This window comes from Kineothrix sp. IPX-CK, from assembly GCF_039134705.1.
Lineage (GTDB): Bacteria > Bacillota > Clostridia > Lachnospirales > Lachnospiraceae > Kineothrix > Kineothrix sedimenti.
The window spans coordinates 2,663,338-2,681,398 of record NZ_CP146256.1; the positions used below are offsets into that span (position 1 = coordinate 2,663,338).

Sequence of the window (18,061 nt, forward strand, 5' to 3'; positions counted from 1 at the left end):
GTTTTCCAAAATCTCTAATACGATAATACTATTACAAATGAAAAATGTCAATTCGAAACAGCAAACAGGCTGTACTGCCGGATGAAATCATTCCGAAAGCACAGCCTCCAATATTTATGTTGATACTTATATCAGCTTTACATCAGCACCTATCCTAATACCACTGCTAATTTTTAAAGCTATGAATTGGCGCCGGTATTCTTCCTCCCCGGTTAATAAAATCATCGCAGGAGAACTTGTTGACCGGCATAATCGGCGCATATCCTAACAAGCCGCCGAATTCCACCGTCTCTCCCACCCCTTTTCCGATGACCGGAATAAGGCGTACCGCCGTGGTTTTCTGGTTGATCATGCCGATAGCCATCTCGTCTGCAATAATACCGGAAATAGTCGTTGCCTTCGTATCTCCGGGAATGGCTATCATATCCAAGCCTACGGAGCATACGCATGTCATAGCCTCAAGCTTCTCTATGGAAAGAGCTCCTGCAATCACCGCATCGATCATTCCCTGATCCTCGCTGACCGGAATAAACGCTCCGCTTAAGCCCCCCACATAAGAAGAGGCCATGACACCGCCCTTCTTCACCTGATCGTTCAAAAGCGCCAGCGCAGCCGTCGTTCCAGGCGCACCCGCATATTCCAGTCCTATCTCGCACAAAATCTCTGCTACACTGTCTCCTACCGCCGGAGTGGGGGCTAACGACAGGTCCACGATGCCAAAAGGAACATTCAATCGCCTGGATGCCTCCTGCGCGACGAGCTGCCCCACTCTCGTCACCTTAAAAGCAGTCTTTTTAATCGTCTCGCACAACACCTCGAAGTTCTCGCCCCGCACCTTGCTCAGTGCGGTCTTCACAACTCCCGGTCCGCTGACACCTACATTGATAATCTTATCCGCCTCCGTCACTCCGTGGAACGCGCCCGCCATGAACGGATTGTCATCCGGCGCATTGCAAAATACAACAAGCTTCGCACAGCCCAAAGAGTCGTCTTCCTTCGTATATTCTGCAGTCTGTAATATAATCTCGCCCATAAGCTTTACCGCATCCATATTGATGCCGGTCTTGGTCGAGCCTAAGTTGATGGAACTGCACACCCTCTCCGTGGTGGAAAGAGCAAGCGGAATGGATTCAATCAAAAGCTTGTCCGCCGGAGTCATCCCCTTAGAAACCTGTGCGGAATAACCGCCGATGAAATTCACTCCCACCTCATGCGCTACTTTATCCAGAGTTCTCGCTATGGAAGCAAAGTCCTCCGTCGTCCGGCATGCCGCACCGCCGATAAGCGCGACAGGCGTTACGGAGATCCTTTTATTTACAATGGGAATGCCGAACTCTCTGGAGATTTCTTCGCCGGTTTTCACCAAGTCTTTCGCTGCATCATAAATTTTATGGTATACCTTTTCATTCAGTTTGTTTAAATCGGAATCGATACAGTCCAACAGGCTGATACCGAGGGTAATTGTCCTAACATCCAGATTCTCTTTTTCTATCATCTGGTTCGTTTCCGCGACTTCAAATATATTAATCATAGGTCCTTCCCTCTTTTCTCTATATTCTGTGCATGGTGTCGAAGATTTCTTCCTTCTGGCATTTGATGATAACGCCGATTTCCTCGCCGAGAGCGGCCAGCTCGTCCACGATATCTCCGAAATGCCTGCTGGTCTGATTGGTATCAACAATCATCATCATATTGAAATATCCCTGAACAATCGTCTGGGAAATATCTAAGATATTAATATCGTTCTCTGCAAGATATGTACATACCTTCGCTATGATGCCCACTGTGTCCTTACCTACTACCGTAATAATTGTTCTCTTCATAATTTTTCCTCCTCATATTACAACCATTTCCGACACTTCGCTCCTGCTGGCCACACGAATCGGAAAATCATTGACCTTGTACTCATTATCCGCCATGGCAATTTCCACCCTTACGGCTTCGTATGCCAGCTCCGGCAGATTATTTTCCTTGCTCAGATGTCCCAAAATAATCGTTTGCAGATTATCATTCAATATCCGGGAAAGAAGCCTGCCGCAAAGCTCATTGGACAAATGGCCTCTGTCGCCCAATATTCTCTTTTTCAGATAATACGGATAAGGACCTACCTGAAGCATATTCACATCATGATTCGCTTCCATTAAAAGGGCGTTCATTCCCTTTAAGCATTCCACCGTATAGTCGTTATAGCAACCCAGGTCGGTAATAATACCGAGTCTCTGCTTTCCGTGGCTGATACGGTACGCCACCGGTTCAGCCGCATCATGGGATATCCGCATGGGATTCAATACCATATCCTTTACCGTAATCTTAGTATCCGCCTCGATTTCCTGAAACAACGACTCATCGATTTGTCCTACCGAAGACATCTCCTTTATCGCCTGAAGCGTTCCCCTTGTTCCGTAAACGGGAATTCCATACTTTCTCGCCATTACGCCCAAGCCGTTAATATGGTCGTTATGCTCATGGGTAATGAATATTCCGTCTAACTCCTCCGGCTTCACTCCCATCTTTTGCAGCCCTTCTTTTGTCCTTTTACCACTGATTCCCACATCCACCAGCAGATGGGTCGTATCGGAACCCACATAGATACAGTTTCCGCTGCTCCCGCTGGCTATACTACATAACCGCATATTAATCTCCACGCCTTTCCAATGCCCTCAAATGTTGAAATGCAGGCACAATACTTTCATTCCAAAGTCTCTACTTTTTCCAATATATCTCCACCGTGTCGCCGTTCTGAAGCGGTTCCATGTACCTGGCTTCCCGCCCGTTCAGCATGGTAATCACCGCTGATCCTTGAGGCTTGGATAAATCGAAATCGATGTGAGAAAAAACATCCACATATACATAGGCGCTCTTTCCCGTCAGCGCTACGGGTTTACCGTTTACGATTACAGCGATTACCGTATTTTCCACCGTCTGTACCGGCTCTCCTTCAGGGCTTAGAGGCACCTGACGGGAAGCCTTTTCCGCTGCCGGATCTTCCCCTGCGGCTTCCACCTCTTCATATGCTTCGCCAGCATACACTTCTCCATCGGAGTTCTCCCTATCATATATTTCCTCTCCGTCTTCTTCCATATCCTGCTCCACATCCGAAAGCTTAAGTGTCTCCATCGTCCATATAACCGAAAAGTTCTCATATACCAAGGTGTCCATATTAGCCAGTTTATTATTTACATACAAATTCATTTTCTTGTCGATAATGACATCCATGAATTCTGCGATCTGTCTCACCGTATAATAATTAAGCAGCTCGATAATATCGTTTTCCTTGATATCATAGAACTTTGACTGGAGCTCACCGTTTACGCTGGCAAATTTGGGCAGCTCGATCCTTTTTTCGTTGACTGTTACGCATATAACATCGCCAAACTCGTTCAGCGCTCCCAGCTCCATGGCCGCCGGTTCGCCTGCAGTCGATGCTATCACCTCTATCTTATCTCCGCCGTGAACAGGCGTATGGATGTCCGCCACCTCCCCGTTCACCCTTATTACCGCCGCTTCACCCAACTGTCCCCTGACGATCCTCGCCTTTTGGCCAACTGTAAAGTTCAGCTCCTTCCCCCTCCTCGGAAAAAGGCCTTCATTGGAAAATTCCGCCTGAATAGCGGCATCCGCTACGGACAGCATATTATTATCGTAAAGCTTTACTCTCTCTCCGTTAAAATCCACAAAAATGAAGTTATTACTTTGCTCATAAAAGCTTAAACAGATACCGATAGGAGTTACCAGAAGGGAATCCTTCTTCACATTCTCCTCCAGAAACTCTATCTTCTGCATGACTTCCTCTCCGCGCACGGCGACTCTTTCCTTCTGTATGCCCAAATCCTCGGCAAGGGTATCCGTATACCCCTCCATCTTTCCGCCCCCGCCTACGACGAATACTGCACTGACTGCCTTTCCACCGTTCAATTCCTTGATCTTGTCGGATATTTGCAGAGCCATTTCTTTAATGACGGGATTCACCACTTCTAAAACCTCCGCTTTGGAAATCGTCTGCTCAAGTCCCATAATATCCTTATAAGTAATAATCTCAAGCTCTCCCGCACTGCGCTTTATCTGCTCGGCAGTACCGAAATCTACCAGACAATGACGTGCTATCGTCTCGGTCAAAGCATCTCCTGCCATGGGAATCATACCGAAGGCAATAATACTTCCATCCTTCGTAATCGAAATATCCGATGTTCCGGCACCCACATCCACCAAAGCGATATTGAGCATCCGATACATCTCGGGAATCGCCACCTGGATTGCCGCGATAGGCTCTAATGTCATATTCGCCACATTCAATCCTGCAATTCCCACCGCTTTATAAAGGCCATCCACCACATCGTCCGGCAGAAATGTCGCAATCATATCCGCGCTGATCACCTTCGCCTTATGCCCCTCCGGATTAGAGATCGGGTAATGGTTAATGTAATAGCGGACCACCGAATATCCTACGCAGTAGAATTTTATATCCGTATCGTTTAAGGCCTGGAACTCCCCGTATGCCTTCTCCACGCCCATGGTGGAAAGGGCATAAATGTCCTCCCTTGTGACTTCCTTATCGCTGCCAAATTCGCAGTCCGCCGTCACATTCACCGTACGGAGCACACGGCCTGCTGCCGCAATACATGCCTCCGTCAGCTTGCGCCCGGTAGCCGCCTCAAGCTCCTCTTTCACGGCTGCTATCGTCTCTCCCACCTTATGTATATCGTGAATCTGCCCGTCCATCATGGCCCGGGTCTCATGCTCCTTCATGCGCTGTGCCACAGCGTAAAAACGATCGTTATTGCGGTACCCTACCGTACCGACAATGCTTCTCGTTCCGATATCTAAGCCAAAAACCATCTGTCCCGGATACTTTTTCATTGAGTGTTCCTTGTTCATCTCTGCCACAGGTATTCCTCCAATTTCTTATCGATCTGCTCATAGGTATTATGCTTACTGCCACCGTTATCGATCCATACCTTGCAATGCTTCTTATATTCTTCTTCCGAAAGCTGATTACCAAGAATTCCATCTATCTTCGCATCGCTGTAGGAACGCGAGCTCTTCAGTCGCTCTCTTCGAACATCCTCCGATGCGAAGACGTACCATAGCTCGTCCGCGATATTCACATAGCCGTCCTCGATCAGCAATGCGGCTTCTATGAATAGGAAGTCTATTTTCCCTTCCCCTTTTTCCCTGTCTATTTCATCTAAAATATATCTTTTTACTGCTGGATGTACGATTTGGTTTACCCCTTTTAAAAGATTGCCGTCTGCAAAGATTTTCTCCGCCATCCTAGTCCTGTCGATTCGCCCATCCTCCGCTAAGACATCCGCTCCCAAAAGCGCTATCAGCTCTCCATAGCAGTCCTGCCCCGGCTCCTGCACCTTATGTGCTACTTCGTCTGCAAAAATAACAGTGCAGTTATACTTATCTTTTATATAGGATAAAACTTCCGTCTTCCCGGAACCCACTCCTCCGGTAATGCCGATAATCCTAATCTTATTTGGCTTCATACCAATTCTCTCCCGTGTGCATATCCGTTTCCAATACAACTGCCAAATCTGCAGCCGCACGCATTTCTTCCTTCAGAATATGCTCCACCTTAGAAAGCTCGTCCGAAGCAGTCTCCACTAACAGCTCATCGTGCACTTGCAAAATGAGCTTCGAGCGAAGATTCTCCTCTTTCAGCCGTTTCCACACCCGTATCATTGCCACTTTAATGATGTCTGCCGCGGTGCCCTGTATAGGGGAATTCATCGCTACCCTTTCGCCGAAGGAACGCTGCATGAAATTGCTGGAAGAAAGCTCCGGCACCGGCCTTCTTCGTCCGAACATCGTAGTTACATAGCCATTCTTTTTCGCATCTTCCACCAGCTTGTCGAGAAACTTCTTCACGCCGGGATAGGTGGCAAAGTACTGCTCGATATATTCCGCCGCTTCTTTTCTGGAAATACTAAGATCCTGACTGAGACCGAAGGAGCTGATGCCGTATACGATTCCAAAGTTTACCGCCTTGGCATTGCGCCTCTGCAGATCCGTCACTTCCTCAAAGGGAGTATGAAACACCTTCGATGCCGTAATCCTGTGGATGTCCTCATCCATACGATAGGCTTCTATCAACTGGTCGTCCCCTGACATATGGGCCAGCACACGAAGCTCTATCTGGGAATAATCCGCATCGGTAAACACGAAACCTTCCTTTGGAACGAACACCTTCCTTATCAGCCTTCCCAGCTCCATACGCATCGGTATATTCTGCAAATTCGGCTCCGTAGAACTGATTCGTCCGGTGGCGGTAATCGTCTGGTTAAAGGTGCTGTGTATACGATTACCTTCTCCGATATACACCGCCAAGCCATCCGCATAGGTGGACTTCAATTTCGTCAGACCTCTGTATTCCAATATATCCGCTACAATAGGATAATCCGGCGCAAGCTTATCCAGCACGTCCGCTGCCGTGGAATATCCCGTTTTTGTCTTTTTCCCGCCGGGCATACCCAGCTTTTCAAACAATATCTCTCCAAGCTGCTTGGGTGAATTAATGTTGAAATCGCTCCCCGCCTGCTTGTGAATATCCGTTTCCAACTCTTCGATACGCCCGTTCAGCGCATCCCCGTACCGTTTCAGCTCCTCAGGCATTACTCTGATGCCCTCTTTCTCCATATCATGGAGCACATAAGATAAGGGCATCTCTATCTCATGCATCAGCTTATCCATTCCTGTCTCAGCCAGCTTCTTCTCCAATACAGATGCTGCCATGTATTCCACATAAGCAAGAAAGCATGCATACTCCGTGAGCTCTTTCGCCCTATCCTGCGCGGCCTTCTTCAAGCGTTCTTTTCCAAACAATTGAGCCCTGGAAGGAATCATAAGTCCCAGATGCTCATTGGCGATATCCTCAGGATCGTAATCGTTTTTCAGAGGATTCAGCAAATAAGCCGCAATCAATATATCAAACAGCCCCTCCGTCCTGTCCGTCCTAAGATAAGCATATTTATTTTTCACATCATAAGTAACAAGCTTTACCTTGCCGGCAAGGCCAGACAGCTTGTCCGTCATATATTTTTTCGTAAGGAAGCCCTCCGCCTTTATAAAAAAGACCTCCTTTTCATCCAGTGCAAAGCAAAGTCCTACGAAATCCTCCTCTTTACCGCTATCCTCCACGACATCAAAGGCTGCATGCCTTCCTTCTCCCAGCTTAAGAGCCCGTTCAAAAACCTCCTCCGCTTGGGCAAGGTCAGTAATTTCTTTAAAGTAATCCGCCTGCTTGTTATCGAGAGGCCCTTTTTCAAAGCGGCTGAGCAAATTCTTGAACTCCAGCCGTTTGAATTGCTTATATGCCTCTTCCGTATAAAAATCATGAACCTCAGCATCTTCATAAGAAAATTCCACATCGCCATCCACGTTAATGGCCGCCAGAATCCTGCTCAGATCTGCAAGCTCCTTATTGTTTATGAGCGATTCCTTGACTGCCTTCTTCGTCACTTCTTCGATGTGCTCGTAGATTCCCTCCAGGGAACCAAATTGCACCATCAGCTCCGTAGCCGTTTTTTCTCCTACCTTGGGAACTCCCGGTATGTTATCGGATGCATCTCCCATCAGCGCTTTTAAATCGATGAACTGCAAAGGGCTTACCTGATACCTGGCCTTTACGTCCGCCGCGTAGTAATCCTCAATCTCCGTCTTTCCTCCCTTTGTCTTGGGAATCCTGATCTTGATATGCTCGGAGGCTATTTGAAGCAGATCCCTATCCCCCGAAATAAGGGCGACTTCCATGCCCTCCTTCTCCGAACGTCTGGCAAGAGTTCCTAAGATATCGTCTGCCTCTAATCCCGGCTTCTCCATGATCTTGATCCCCATGGCCTTAAGTACATCCTTAAGCACCGGCACCTGCTCATGCAGCTCCGCCGGCATCGGTTTTCTCGTTCCTTTATATTCTTTATATATTTCGTGGCGGAAGGTAGGTTCCTTGACATCGAAAGCCACCGCCAGATACTGCGGATTCTCCTCCTCCAGAATCTTGAACATGATATTGAGGAAGCCATAAACCGCATTCGTATGCAGTCCCTCGGCGTTGCTCAAGTCGGGCACTCCGTAAAATGCCCGGTTCAAAATACTATGTCCGTCTATCAAAACTATTTTGCTCATACGCTTTCTATCTCCCCGGTATCCATAAATTATTTATAATATCATTATCAGTACTATGATCGTTATCATCGTTATAATCGCCAGAATCTCCAACCCGTATACCAAAAAATGTATGCCTTTTCTGATTTTGAGCTTCCTTCTCGCTTCTTCCAACTGCTTGTCCAGCTTCTTCTGCAAATCAAAGGTACTTCCATCCTGGAGGCTGGCCATGCCTTCCAATACGAGAAACTGTATGCTGAGTTCCTCTTTGCATTCCGGACATTTGGAAATGTGCTCCATGAAATCGTTCAATTCTCTGCCGCTCAATTCCTTATTTAAAAATGCCGGTATCATTTTATCTATATCCTTACAATTCATGCCCATTCCTCATAGCTTTATTATGTGCCGTACAGCAGCTCGCCGTACACTATATATGATATATTTTCCTATAATATATTCATACATAATGTACTATACACTAAAATAACGGATTTTAAAAGTGCTCCGAATAAATTAATTCAAAAAGGATGCGGACGGTTTTATCCGTTCCGCATCCAAAATATCGTCACACCTTATGATAATTTGTTCCCGCGCAGAATAACAGAGTCCAAAGCGAGGTCATCCTTCTTAAGCAAAACAACATTGGCAACCTTTCCGGGAGTTATACTGCCATATTCGTCATATATTCCCACGCTCTTAGCAGGGTTGACCGCTGCGCATTTAATCGCTGTCTCTAACGGAATACGCATCTTGAGAACCGCTGTTCTTACGCAATCCATCAAATTGGTAGCGGAACCAGCGATAGTCCCGTCCGCTAATGTTGCCAGATTGCCTACGACCTTTACCGCCTGCCCTCCGAGGCTATAATCGCCGTCATCCAGACCGGTAGCCATCATGCTGTCGCTGATCAAGATTACCTTATCCTCTCCGAACATCTTAAAAGTGTTGCGGACAACGGCAGGGTGAACATGCACTCCGTCGCAGATAAGCTCAACCTCCGCTCCCGCATCCGTAGCCGCACCGATCAGTCCGGGCGCTCTGTGAGTATAAGGATTCATCGCATTATACAAATGAGTCACATGGGTCGCTCCCTTTTCAAAGGCTTCCAGAGCCGTTTCATAATCCGCTGCCGTATGAGCAGTGGACAGCACCACCTCACCCTTTTTCGACTGAATGAATTCCATCGCGCCCTCTATTTCAGGAGCGATAGCCACCAGCTTCACCATATGGTCGGCCGCTTCGTTCAAACGGTCGTACATTCCCTCGTCCGGCGTGTGGAGATAAGCGCTGTTCTGCGCTCCCTTCTTGCTCTCTGCGAGGAAAGGACCTTCCATATTGATTCCGCACAAATCTGCAGCCTTATCATTTTTACTAGTCTTTCTGTATTCTGCTGCCGTCTTGCAGATACCTGTCAGTATCTCCTCTCCCAAGGTCATGGTCGCCGGTACAATAGAGGTAACACCTATTGATGCTTCATATTCCGCAATCTTCGTAATCGCTTCCTTCGTTCCGTCACAGAAATCATAGCCTACACAGCCATGAAAATGAATGTCCGTAAGTCCCGGAACAGCAATGCAGCCCTGCGCATCTATCACCTCATCCGCACCAGCCTGCATCTCGCTTTCTACGAACCGGCCGTCTTTAATATAAATATCCTGCTTTACAAATTTACCTTCTTCCGTAAAAACATTAGCATTTTTAATAATCATATGTCTCTCAAGCTCCTTTCTATATCTTCCTATTTTATAAGTGACAATGCCGCATCGTCCGCAACCAGCGTAACGTCGGGATGAAGCTGTAATACAGATGCCTGTACCTCAGGCGTAATCGGGCCAAAAAAGGCATCTCTGACTATCGCTGCCTTATCTTCTCCGCTGACCACGACTAACACCTTCTTCGCGAGCATGATTGTCCTGATTCCCATAGTGTAAGCCTGCTTCGGCACATCATCATAGGAAGCAAAGAATCTCTGATTGGCCTCAATGGTAGAGGACGTCAAATCCACACAATGTGTATTGGGAATAAATTCATCTGCGGGCTCATTGAAGCCGATATGTCCGTTATGTCCAAGTCCTAGAAGCTGCAAGTCAATTCCTCCTGCCGCCTCAATCACTTTGTCGTAATCGCTGCACGCTTTATCGCTGTCCGGCTCCGTTCCGTCAGGAAGGTGCGTATTTTCTTTCTTTATATTTATCTTACTGAAAAGATGATCGTTCATAAAATAATAATAGCTTTGATCATTCTCTCTCGTAAGTCCCTTATATTCATCCAAATTCACAGAAACTACTTTGGAAAAATCCAAATTCCCGCCGTTATACCACTCCACTAACTTTTCATAGGTCCCAATCGGCGTAGATCCAGTTGCCAGACCTAAAACACAGTTCGGTTTCATAATGACCTGCGAAGAGATAACACTCGCAGCCTTCTTGCTCATGTCTTTATAATCTTTTGCCCTAACTATATTCACTTCTACTCCTATCTGCGTGCCTCACACGCTTAAAGCACCCTTTTGAACATATAGAATTTGTTCAAAAGTCCGTCCTTAGACATCATCCATAGTATATATCATTCACAGACAGATTCCTATATCTTTTTTTGTCACCTTTTTTCTTTTCTTGCTTTATTAAAAACCTCTTTACAGTTTAATATCGGAAGCCCGTATAGAACACGGGGCTTCCGATATGCCGGGAATACAATCATATGGATTATTTCTCAATCTTGTCACTTATAACATTTTTTTCATTTCATCCGCAACAAACTGTACTTTGGTACCTACGATAACCTGAACGGATGTCTTGCTCGGTCTCATCACGCCCGCAACTCCTGCAGACTTGATTTTCTTCTCATCCACTTTCGTGTAATCTTTGATTTCCAGCCGAAGTCTGGTTACGCAGTTATCGAGAGATGTAACATTCTCTTTTCCTCCAAGACCCTCTAAGACGATCTGGGCAACTTCCGTGAAGTTGTCGTTAGAAAGAACAACTCGCTTCTCCGCTTCGGCATCATCATCTTCTCTGCCGGGAGTCTTGAGATCCAATTTCACAATTACAAAACGGAATACCGCATAGTAAACTACAGCAACAACCAAACCGATAGGAATAATCATCCATGTATTGAGAGCTGCCGGAAGCTTCGCGCAGAGCACCCAGTCAATAAAACCACCGCTGAAGGTAAAGCCTGCCCTAACAGGAAGGAGCGCGGTAATCGCACAAACGATACCTGTTAAAAGCGCATGTACAACGTAAAGCACAGGTGATAAGAACATGAACGCAAATTCGAAAGGTTCCGTTACACCAGTTAAGAAGGAACAGAGAGCCGCCGCGCCGAGTAAGCCGGCTGCAACCTTTCTCTTATTTGTTTTAGCCGTATGATACATAGCCAGAGCACCTGCCGGAATACCGAACATCATAACGGGGAAGAAACCTGTCATATACTGTCCAGTCTCTCCGATTACAGCTTGAGATGTGTCGTATCCGCCCAATCCCCAGAATTTGTAAAGGTCGGCAATACCGATCGCATCGAACCAGAATACGGAGTTCAGCGCGTGGTGCAGACCAAACGGAATCAGCAATCTGTTGAAGAAACCATAGAGACCAACACCGATTGCGCCCGTGCTGGCAATAGCCGTACCAAACGCTACCAAACCGCCGTAAAGAACCGGCCAAATAAAGAACAAAATCAAGCTTGCTACAATGGTAATCGCGGCCGTAACAATCGCTACACTTCGTTTGCCGCTGAAGAACGACAGCGCATCCGGCAATTTCGTACTCTTGAATTTATTGTAGCACGTAGCACCGATCAAACCGGTCAATATACCGATAAACTGGTTGCCGTCGATCTTGGAAAACGCTGCATTCGCTTCCGCGCCAGTAAACATCTCAACAGCTCCGGGAGATAATAAGGTCTTAACCATAAGGTAAGAAACAATACCCGCAAGTGCGGATGTACCGTCACCGTCATCGGACATTCCAACAGCAACACCAATAACGAACAGAATTGCCATGTTGTCTATAAGCGCAGAACCTGCTTTACAAAGAAAAGCAGCTATTACGTTATTGCCGCCCCAGCCTGACGGGTCGATCCAATAACCAAGGCCTAACATGATACCTGCAACCGGCAGACAAGCTACCGGAAGCATCAATGACTTACCAAGCTTTTGTAAATATTTCATCATAAATAAAGTACCCCCTTGTTTTGTGTGAGCCATGCCCCGGCCGCAGGACTCGATTCATTTCATCTATTCCATGGGATGCATCCCTAGAATACAAAATTATAAATTTTCCTCAAAGAACTTTTTAAGCGCTGTAACAGCTTCCGCTTCGTCAGGACCTTCCGCGCGGCAGGTAACTACCGTTCCTTTTTTCGCACCCGCGCCCATAAGCGCCATTATCTTTTTTGCATCCGCAGCCTTAGCCCCCGTATCTACTGTAATCTTACTCTGAAAAGGCGTTGCCAGCTTAACGAGCAATCCGGCTGGCCTCGCATGGATGCCCAGTTCATCTTTGATCGTATACTTAAATTCCTTCACTTTTTATGTTCTCCCTTCGATTTTATAAAATATTTTTGTTCCTCTATATAGTAATCCTAATCTTTACTATCACTTCTTAATATTCAAAAGCTCATCGCCCGCATTCACTTCCGTATCCGTACGTCCCAGAATCTCCGAGTATTCGTCCGTATTACATACTACCACCGGCGTAATTACGTCGTATCCTGCCGATTTAATCTTCTCCAGATCCGCTTCTATAAGCAAATCCCCTTTTTTTACCTTTTGTTCATCCTTTCCGATAATGCGGAAACCTTCTCCTTTTAAGGCTACCGTATCCAGTCCTACATGAATAAGAAGCTCCACCCCGTCATTGGTCGTCATACCCACCGCATGACCCGTAGGAAATATGGTCGTGATCACTCCGTCTGCCGGAGCATATACCTTGCCGTCCTTAGGCACGATAGCTACACCTTTCCCCAATATCTCTTCGCTGAAAGTAGGGTCGCTCACCGCTTTAATGCTTACGCACCTTCCCTTCATCGGCGATGAAATCACAACATCCTTCTTCTTAAACGCATCGAATAATCCCATATTTTTCCTCCTGATTTTTTCTCGTCAATTACGATTATTCTTTTAATTCTCTGCATATAAATCGTTGATCCGCTTTACATTTAACGTCAGATATATGCTTTCTTCCTCCGTCATGGAGCAGTTATATTTCTCTTTGATAAAACTGTTTACCTTATGGATCAGCCGGTATTCCCCTTCACAGTGGTTTCTGACGAAATCGAAGAGTACCTCGTCTCCCTCACACTGCTCCGGAAGCTCTGTCAGCATTCTATGTACCAAGTATTTGAAGTTAATGGCCAGTTTATCCGGCTGATAAGACTGAGCTTTACAAGCGGGTATCTCTTTTTCTATGATTTCCATCATGTCGCGCATCATCTGGGTCAGGGTAAAAGTTGTGCTGATCGCCGAATTAAATTCGGCATTTACTATATGAATCGCTATGGACGCTGCTTCGTCCTCCAACAGCTTTATCCCGGTCTTCTTCTCTATAAGATAAAGGGCGTGGCAGCCTACCGTATATTCATTGGGATAAAACATCTTTATTTCTTCAAATAAGGCATTCGTAAAAAGCATGCCCTCCTTGAATCTGTCGATAGCAAAACCGATATGATCCGTAAGGGTAAGATATACGTTCTCATTCAGCTCTTTTCCAAGCGCCTCTTTCGCATAGGAAATAATTTCATCCGAAACTTGAATGTATTCCAGCGGCAGCTTTGTTAACAGCGCTTTGAAGCGTTCCAAGCTATCCTTATTCTCCAGCTTGAAAATCTTCTCAACTTTGCTTTCATCAATATTCTGCCCCTCTTTTTTTCCGAAGCCGATACCGCAGCCCATAACAACCAGCTCACTGCCTTCACTGTCTCTGGATGAGATGACATTATTGTTAATTACCTTCTCTATTCTCATATCCATTTCCCGTTACATAAAAAAAACCAAACCCTATAAATTAATCCTACTCTGTTCGATTAACTTATAAAATCTGGTTTTGCCTGCTTAACAGTAACAATCCAATGTTTTCTCTATCAACTTGTATGTGTACATGATAGCAACTTACCGTAAAGATGTCAAGCAGTTGAAATAAACTTTTGGCATTTTTGTTTATAACATACATTTATCTCCGTTTTATTATGTACATATTGCACATATTTCCGATTAATTATCAGCCTCCGCTGTCCTTGCTTCCCTACCATCATTTGACAAGGTCTTACACGCCCTGAATCAGGAAAATTTGTACTTATCCGACCGTGTGTGACCTTGTCAAACGATGGTATTTACACACAATATGCTTTATTCTCTTATTTTTGGGGAAAGATATAGGAAAACTCAGTCAAAATCTGTCTTAAAAAACTTGTTTCTTTTTCCTCTTGACAGATGATATGCAAAAATATAGTATAGAAAAAATAAAATCGAAACAACTTCATGAACCGCCGAAATTCATCTACGATTCGTAAGCTGTAATTAGGAGTGCATCTTATGTTTAAAAAGATCAAAGAAATCGTAATTGGCAAGCCCCTTCATAATAAGGAGCTGCAAAGTGAAAAATTGGATGTATTTTGGGGGCTGCCTATTATGGCCAGCGATGCCATCTCTTCCGTTGCTTACGCTGTTGAAGAAATCTTATGGATATTAGTTCTCGTAGTGGGACTTGCCGCTTATAGGTATATGTTTTTTACGGCTATCATTATTATCCTTCTGCTCCTCATTCTGGTCTTTTCCTATCTCCAAACAATTGACAGCTATCCCCGCGGCGGAGGCTCGTATACTGTAGCAAAAGAAAATCTGGGAGAAAAACCGGGTTTATTAGCTGCCGCTTCTTTGATTATCGGCTATATTTTGACCGTGGCGGTCAGTACCTCTGCGGGAACTGCGGCCATTACTTCCGCAATCCCCGCCCTGCTTCCTTATAATGTAGGAGTCACTCTTTTCCTCATTTTCCTGATGACATTAGGTAATTTAAGAGGGGTTCGTGAATCCGCTAAAATATTTGCCATGCCTACTTATATCTTCATCGCTTCCATGCTGATTATGATTGTAACCGGACTTTTCAAAGTGTATGTGCTGGGCTACGTTCCCCAATCTTCTTTTCCGATTCCTGAAGCAGTAGGAGATGTGACCTTTTTCCTGATCATCCGTGCTTTTGCGGCAGGTTGTTCCGGCCTTACCGGTGTCGAAGCGGTCAGCAACGCCATACCGAACTTCACCGAACCCGCCCAGAAAAATGCGAAAAGAGTGTTGGGGCTTCTCGCCTTATTCGTCCTGATCATCTTCGGCGGAACCGCTTATCTGTCCACCCTTTATCATGCGGTCCCCAACAACAGCATAACCGTACTTTCACAGATAGCCACTCAGGTATTCGGAAACGGCGTATGGTTTTATATCCTGCAGATCGCTACCGCTACTATATTAGTAATGGCTGCCAATACCTCTTATGCAGGGCTTCCCATGCTCTTGTCTCTGATTGCTACCGACGGTTACGCACCCAGGCAGTTTGCAATGCGCGGAAGCCGATTGGGATATTCCAACGGCATTCTTGCACTAAGTGCGGCGGCGGCTTTTCTTGTGGTGATTTACCATGCAGATACTCATGGACTGGTCCCTCTTTATGCCATCGGCGTGTTCATCTCCTTTACGCTGTCTCAAATAGGAATGCTTTTTAAATGGGCAAAAAGCAACGTCCCGGGCAGGATTTATAAAATCGTTATCAACGGCCTGGGTGCAGTTATGACCGTGGCTACCGTTATAAGCATTTTGTACAGCAAGATGTTAGAAGGCGCGTGGATCACTATAGTGCTCATCTTCATTCTCGTGATCGGTATGAAGACAATCAATTATCACTACACTAACATCGCCAGGCAGCTCCGTCTGGATCCGACGCAGGTGCAGACGGAAATCAATACTCTGAACGTGAAGAAACATATGATCGTCATCGTGGGGTCTCTGAACAAGGCTTCCTTAAAGGCGATTAACTATGCCAGATTTTTGTCAGACGACCAAAATATCGTTATTTTCCATGTCTCCATCGACAAGGACAGTGCGAGGAATATTAAAGAAAAGTGGAAGGAATGCGGAATTCCCATTCCTCTTATCGTTAAATACTCTCCTTACAGAGAGGTGGTCAACCCCTTAATCCAGTACATCGAGTCGGAGGAACACGCCTCCAGCCCCGGAGATATGATTACAGTAGTAATACCGCAGTTTATCGTAAGAAAATCATGGCAGAACCTTCTGCACAATCAAACAGCTTTCGTCATAAGGAAAAAGCTTCTGCGCGACAGACATATAGCAGTAATCAACATACCTTTTGTTCTGGATAATAATTAATACGTAAAGTGACGGCGGCTTGTTCAGCATAAAACGTCTCAATAATCATAATTAAAGACGATACACCGCAAGTAGTATCGTCTTTTTTATATTGGGCGTGAACCATTGATATTGCATTAGTTATCAGCTCACTCCCAAACGTTTCTCTATATAATATTGGGTATTGATAATAAGCCAAAGTTGGGCATCGAATCTCATAATAGTCCAAAGAGACAGCCCTTGAAGATTATATTCATCTACCAGCCTGGCTCGCGCATCAAAACTTCTCGCATCCTTAAACCAAACCACATGTAGAGTCCCATTATTATCTACATAATAAAAGTAAGGCGACTGCGCTGCTTCATTAAATTGTATCGGTATATTGTCGTCTGCCGCCATTTGTATCGCATCATTATTGGATATTACGGTAGCTGCTGTGGCACCGGGAACATAGGGAAGAGTCCAATCATAGCCCTGTGTAGTAATTCCCAGAAAGAAGAACTTTTCAGTGGGAATAATGCTGACCATATAATCTAATAATTCTATCAAAACATTCACCGGAAAAATTGAGCTTGGATAGCTATACGACCTTGCCCAATCATAGGAAGCCAATATAATTCCATCTACATATTCAGATAATTTTGAATAATCTATTCTTTCAAACTTAGTGCCGGGGGTGTTAAGATTTGAAATTGGTGATATAGTTATAACTATTCTGTAGCCTTCCGAGTGAAAGATCCGGGAAGCTCTTTCCAAATATTCAACAATGCTATTTAGGTTGTCATAGGTGATGTTATCGACATAGACATTAATACCGTAATAACCTTTCGTTTTCAGTATATCAAGAGCAGTATAAATAAGGCGGTCCTGTACAGAAGGATTATTTAAAATATCATAAGAAACTTCAATGCTGGCTACTCCCTCTTCCGTAATAGTGGAAACAAACATCATGGGCGCAACACCATAGGCTTTCGCTAACTGAATTAATTCAGTTTCATCATCACTGGCAATAATTTCTCCTCCCCTCATAGCCCTATAATTAAATATAGTTAGATAAGATAGAAAAGGAAGCGTTTTTATCAAAACAGATTTATCAATATAAGGAAAAGTATAACCGCTAGTCGCAATTGTCCGCGTCCTATTGGTCTGATAACTTATAACAATGGTTTCACCGGCGTACAAAATTTCTCTATCTGCAAGATAGGGATTATTTCTTAATAATTCCATTGGCAAAACACCATACTGTTCCGCAATTCCAACCAAAGTATCGCCGGGTTTGACAGTATAGAGTATTTCCGGCTGAACAATCACAATGGTTTGTCCTATTGCTAAATTGTCAAAGTTAGTGATTCCGTTTTCTAAGATTAATCTATCAACGGGTATTTTGTAGTATTCTGCGATTGAATAGATAGTTTCACCGGATTGAACAACGTGTATAATCATAAACTTCTCTCAAAGAGTCTTATTAATTCTATTATATGCTACTCATACCTGTTCATGACATTATGGTATATATTATTGCTACAGCATTGAAAAAGGTGCGGATGGATAAAAGGAGAGTGTCGCTCCATCACTTTATTTCAGTGATTTTGTGAC

General features: G+C 45.0%; 15 protein-coding genes. 1 reads left to right on the forward strand and 14 read right to left on the reverse strand.

Going from position 1 to position 18,061, the window contains the following annotated elements:
• Positions 1-166 precede the first annotated feature (166 nt).
• The 13 genes from V6984_RS12890 to V6984_RS12950 form a co-directional block, all read right to left on the reverse strand.
• A complete protein-coding gene (locus V6984_RS12890; RefSeq protein WP_342756035.1) occupies positions 167-1,531 on the reverse strand; it encodes a PFL family protein in 1,365 nt (454 codons plus the stop codon).
• 19 nt (positions 1,532-1,550) lie between these two features.
• Positions 1,551-1,823, reverse strand: coding sequence for an ACT domain-containing protein (locus V6984_RS12895; protein WP_342756036.1), 273 nt, complete (start codon positions 1,821-1,823; stop codon positions 1,551-1,553).
• A gap of 12 nt (positions 1,824-1,835) precedes the next feature.
• The gene (locus tag V6984_RS12900) at positions 1,836-2,633 is read right to left on the reverse strand and encodes an MBL fold metallo-hydrolase (RefSeq protein ID WP_342756037.1); all 798 of its coding nucleotides are present in this window, start codon (positions 2,631-2,633) and stop codon (positions 1,836-1,838) included.
• 70 nt (positions 2,634-2,703) lie between these two features.
• The gene (locus V6984_RS12905) at positions 2,704-4,875 is read right to left on the reverse strand and encodes a cell division protein FtsA (RefSeq protein ID WP_342760004.1); all 2,172 of its coding nucleotides are present in this window, start codon (positions 4,873-4,875) and stop codon (positions 2,704-2,706) included.
• Entirely contained in the window at positions 4,872-5,492 is a 621-nt protein-coding gene (gene coaE / locus V6984_RS12910; RefSeq protein ID WP_342756038.1) for a dephospho-CoA kinase, read from the reverse strand. Before coaE ends, V6984_RS12905 begins: the two co-directional genes overlap by 4 nt.
• Positions 5,479-8,127, reverse strand: coding sequence for a DNA polymerase I (gene polA, locus V6984_RS12915; protein WP_342756039.1), 2,649 nt, complete (start codon positions 8,125-8,127; stop codon positions 5,479-5,481). The genes coaE and polA overlap by 14 nt, the downstream gene beginning before the upstream one ends.
• A gap of 33 nt (positions 8,128-8,160) precedes the next feature.
• Positions 8,161-8,484 carry a zf-HC2 domain-containing protein gene (locus V6984_RS12920; protein WP_342756040.1) on the reverse strand — a complete coding sequence of 108 codons (324 nt, stop codon included), beginning with the start codon at positions 8,482-8,484 and terminating at the stop codon, positions 8,161-8,163.
• Positions 8,485-8,678: 194 nt separating this feature from the next.
• Positions 8,679-9,815 carry an N-acetylglucosamine-6-phosphate deacetylase gene (gene nagA / locus V6984_RS12925; RefSeq protein WP_342756041.1) on the reverse strand — a complete coding sequence of 379 codons (1,137 nt, stop codon included), beginning with the start codon at positions 9,813-9,815 and terminating at the stop codon, positions 8,679-8,681.
• A gap of 29 nt (positions 9,816-9,844) precedes the next feature.
• A complete protein-coding gene (nagB, locus tag V6984_RS12930; protein WP_342756042.1) occupies positions 9,845-10,573 on the reverse strand; it encodes a glucosamine-6-phosphate deaminase in 729 nt (242 codons plus the stop codon).
• A 258-nt stretch (positions 10,574-10,831) separates the two neighbouring features.
• Positions 10,832-12,280, reverse strand: a complete 1,449-nt coding sequence (nagE, locus tag V6984_RS12935; RefSeq protein WP_342756043.1) for an N-acetylglucosamine-specific PTS transporter subunit IIBC — start codon at positions 12,278-12,280, stop codon at positions 10,832-10,834.
• A gap of 96 nt (positions 12,281-12,376) precedes the next feature.
• On the reverse strand, positions 12,377-12,634 hold the full coding sequence (locus tag V6984_RS12940; RefSeq protein ID WP_342756044.1) for an HPr family phosphocarrier protein: 258 nt from the start codon (positions 12,632-12,634) through the stop codon (positions 12,377-12,379).
• Between the two features lie 69 nt (positions 12,635-12,703).
• Positions 12,704-13,186 carry a PTS glucose transporter subunit IIA gene (locus V6984_RS12945; RefSeq protein ID WP_342756045.1) on the reverse strand — a complete coding sequence of 161 codons (483 nt, stop codon included), beginning with the start codon at positions 13,184-13,186 and terminating at the stop codon, positions 12,704-12,706.
• Between the two features lie 42 nt (positions 13,187-13,228).
• Positions 13,229-14,071, reverse strand: coding sequence for a PRD domain-containing protein (locus V6984_RS12950; RefSeq protein WP_342756046.1), 843 nt, complete (start codon positions 14,069-14,071; stop codon positions 13,229-13,231).
• A 567-nt stretch (positions 14,072-14,638) separates the two neighbouring features.
• On the opposite strand from V6984_RS12950, the gene V6984_RS12955 reads away from it, so the two are divergent.
• Positions 14,639-16,486 carry an APC family permease gene (locus V6984_RS12955; protein WP_342756047.1) on the forward strand — a complete coding sequence of 616 codons (1,848 nt, stop codon included), beginning with the start codon at positions 14,639-14,641 and terminating at the stop codon, positions 16,484-16,486.
• A 123-nt stretch (positions 16,487-16,609) separates the two neighbouring features.
• Here the strand turns inward: V6984_RS12955 and V6984_RS12960 are convergent, their stop codons facing one another.
• Positions 16,610-17,908: a LysM peptidoglycan-binding domain-containing protein gene (locus V6984_RS12960; RefSeq protein ID WP_342756048.1), complete on the reverse strand. Its 1,299-nt coding sequence runs from the start codon at positions 17,906-17,908 to the stop codon at positions 16,610-16,612.
• Positions 17,909-18,061: the final 153 nt, after the last annotated feature.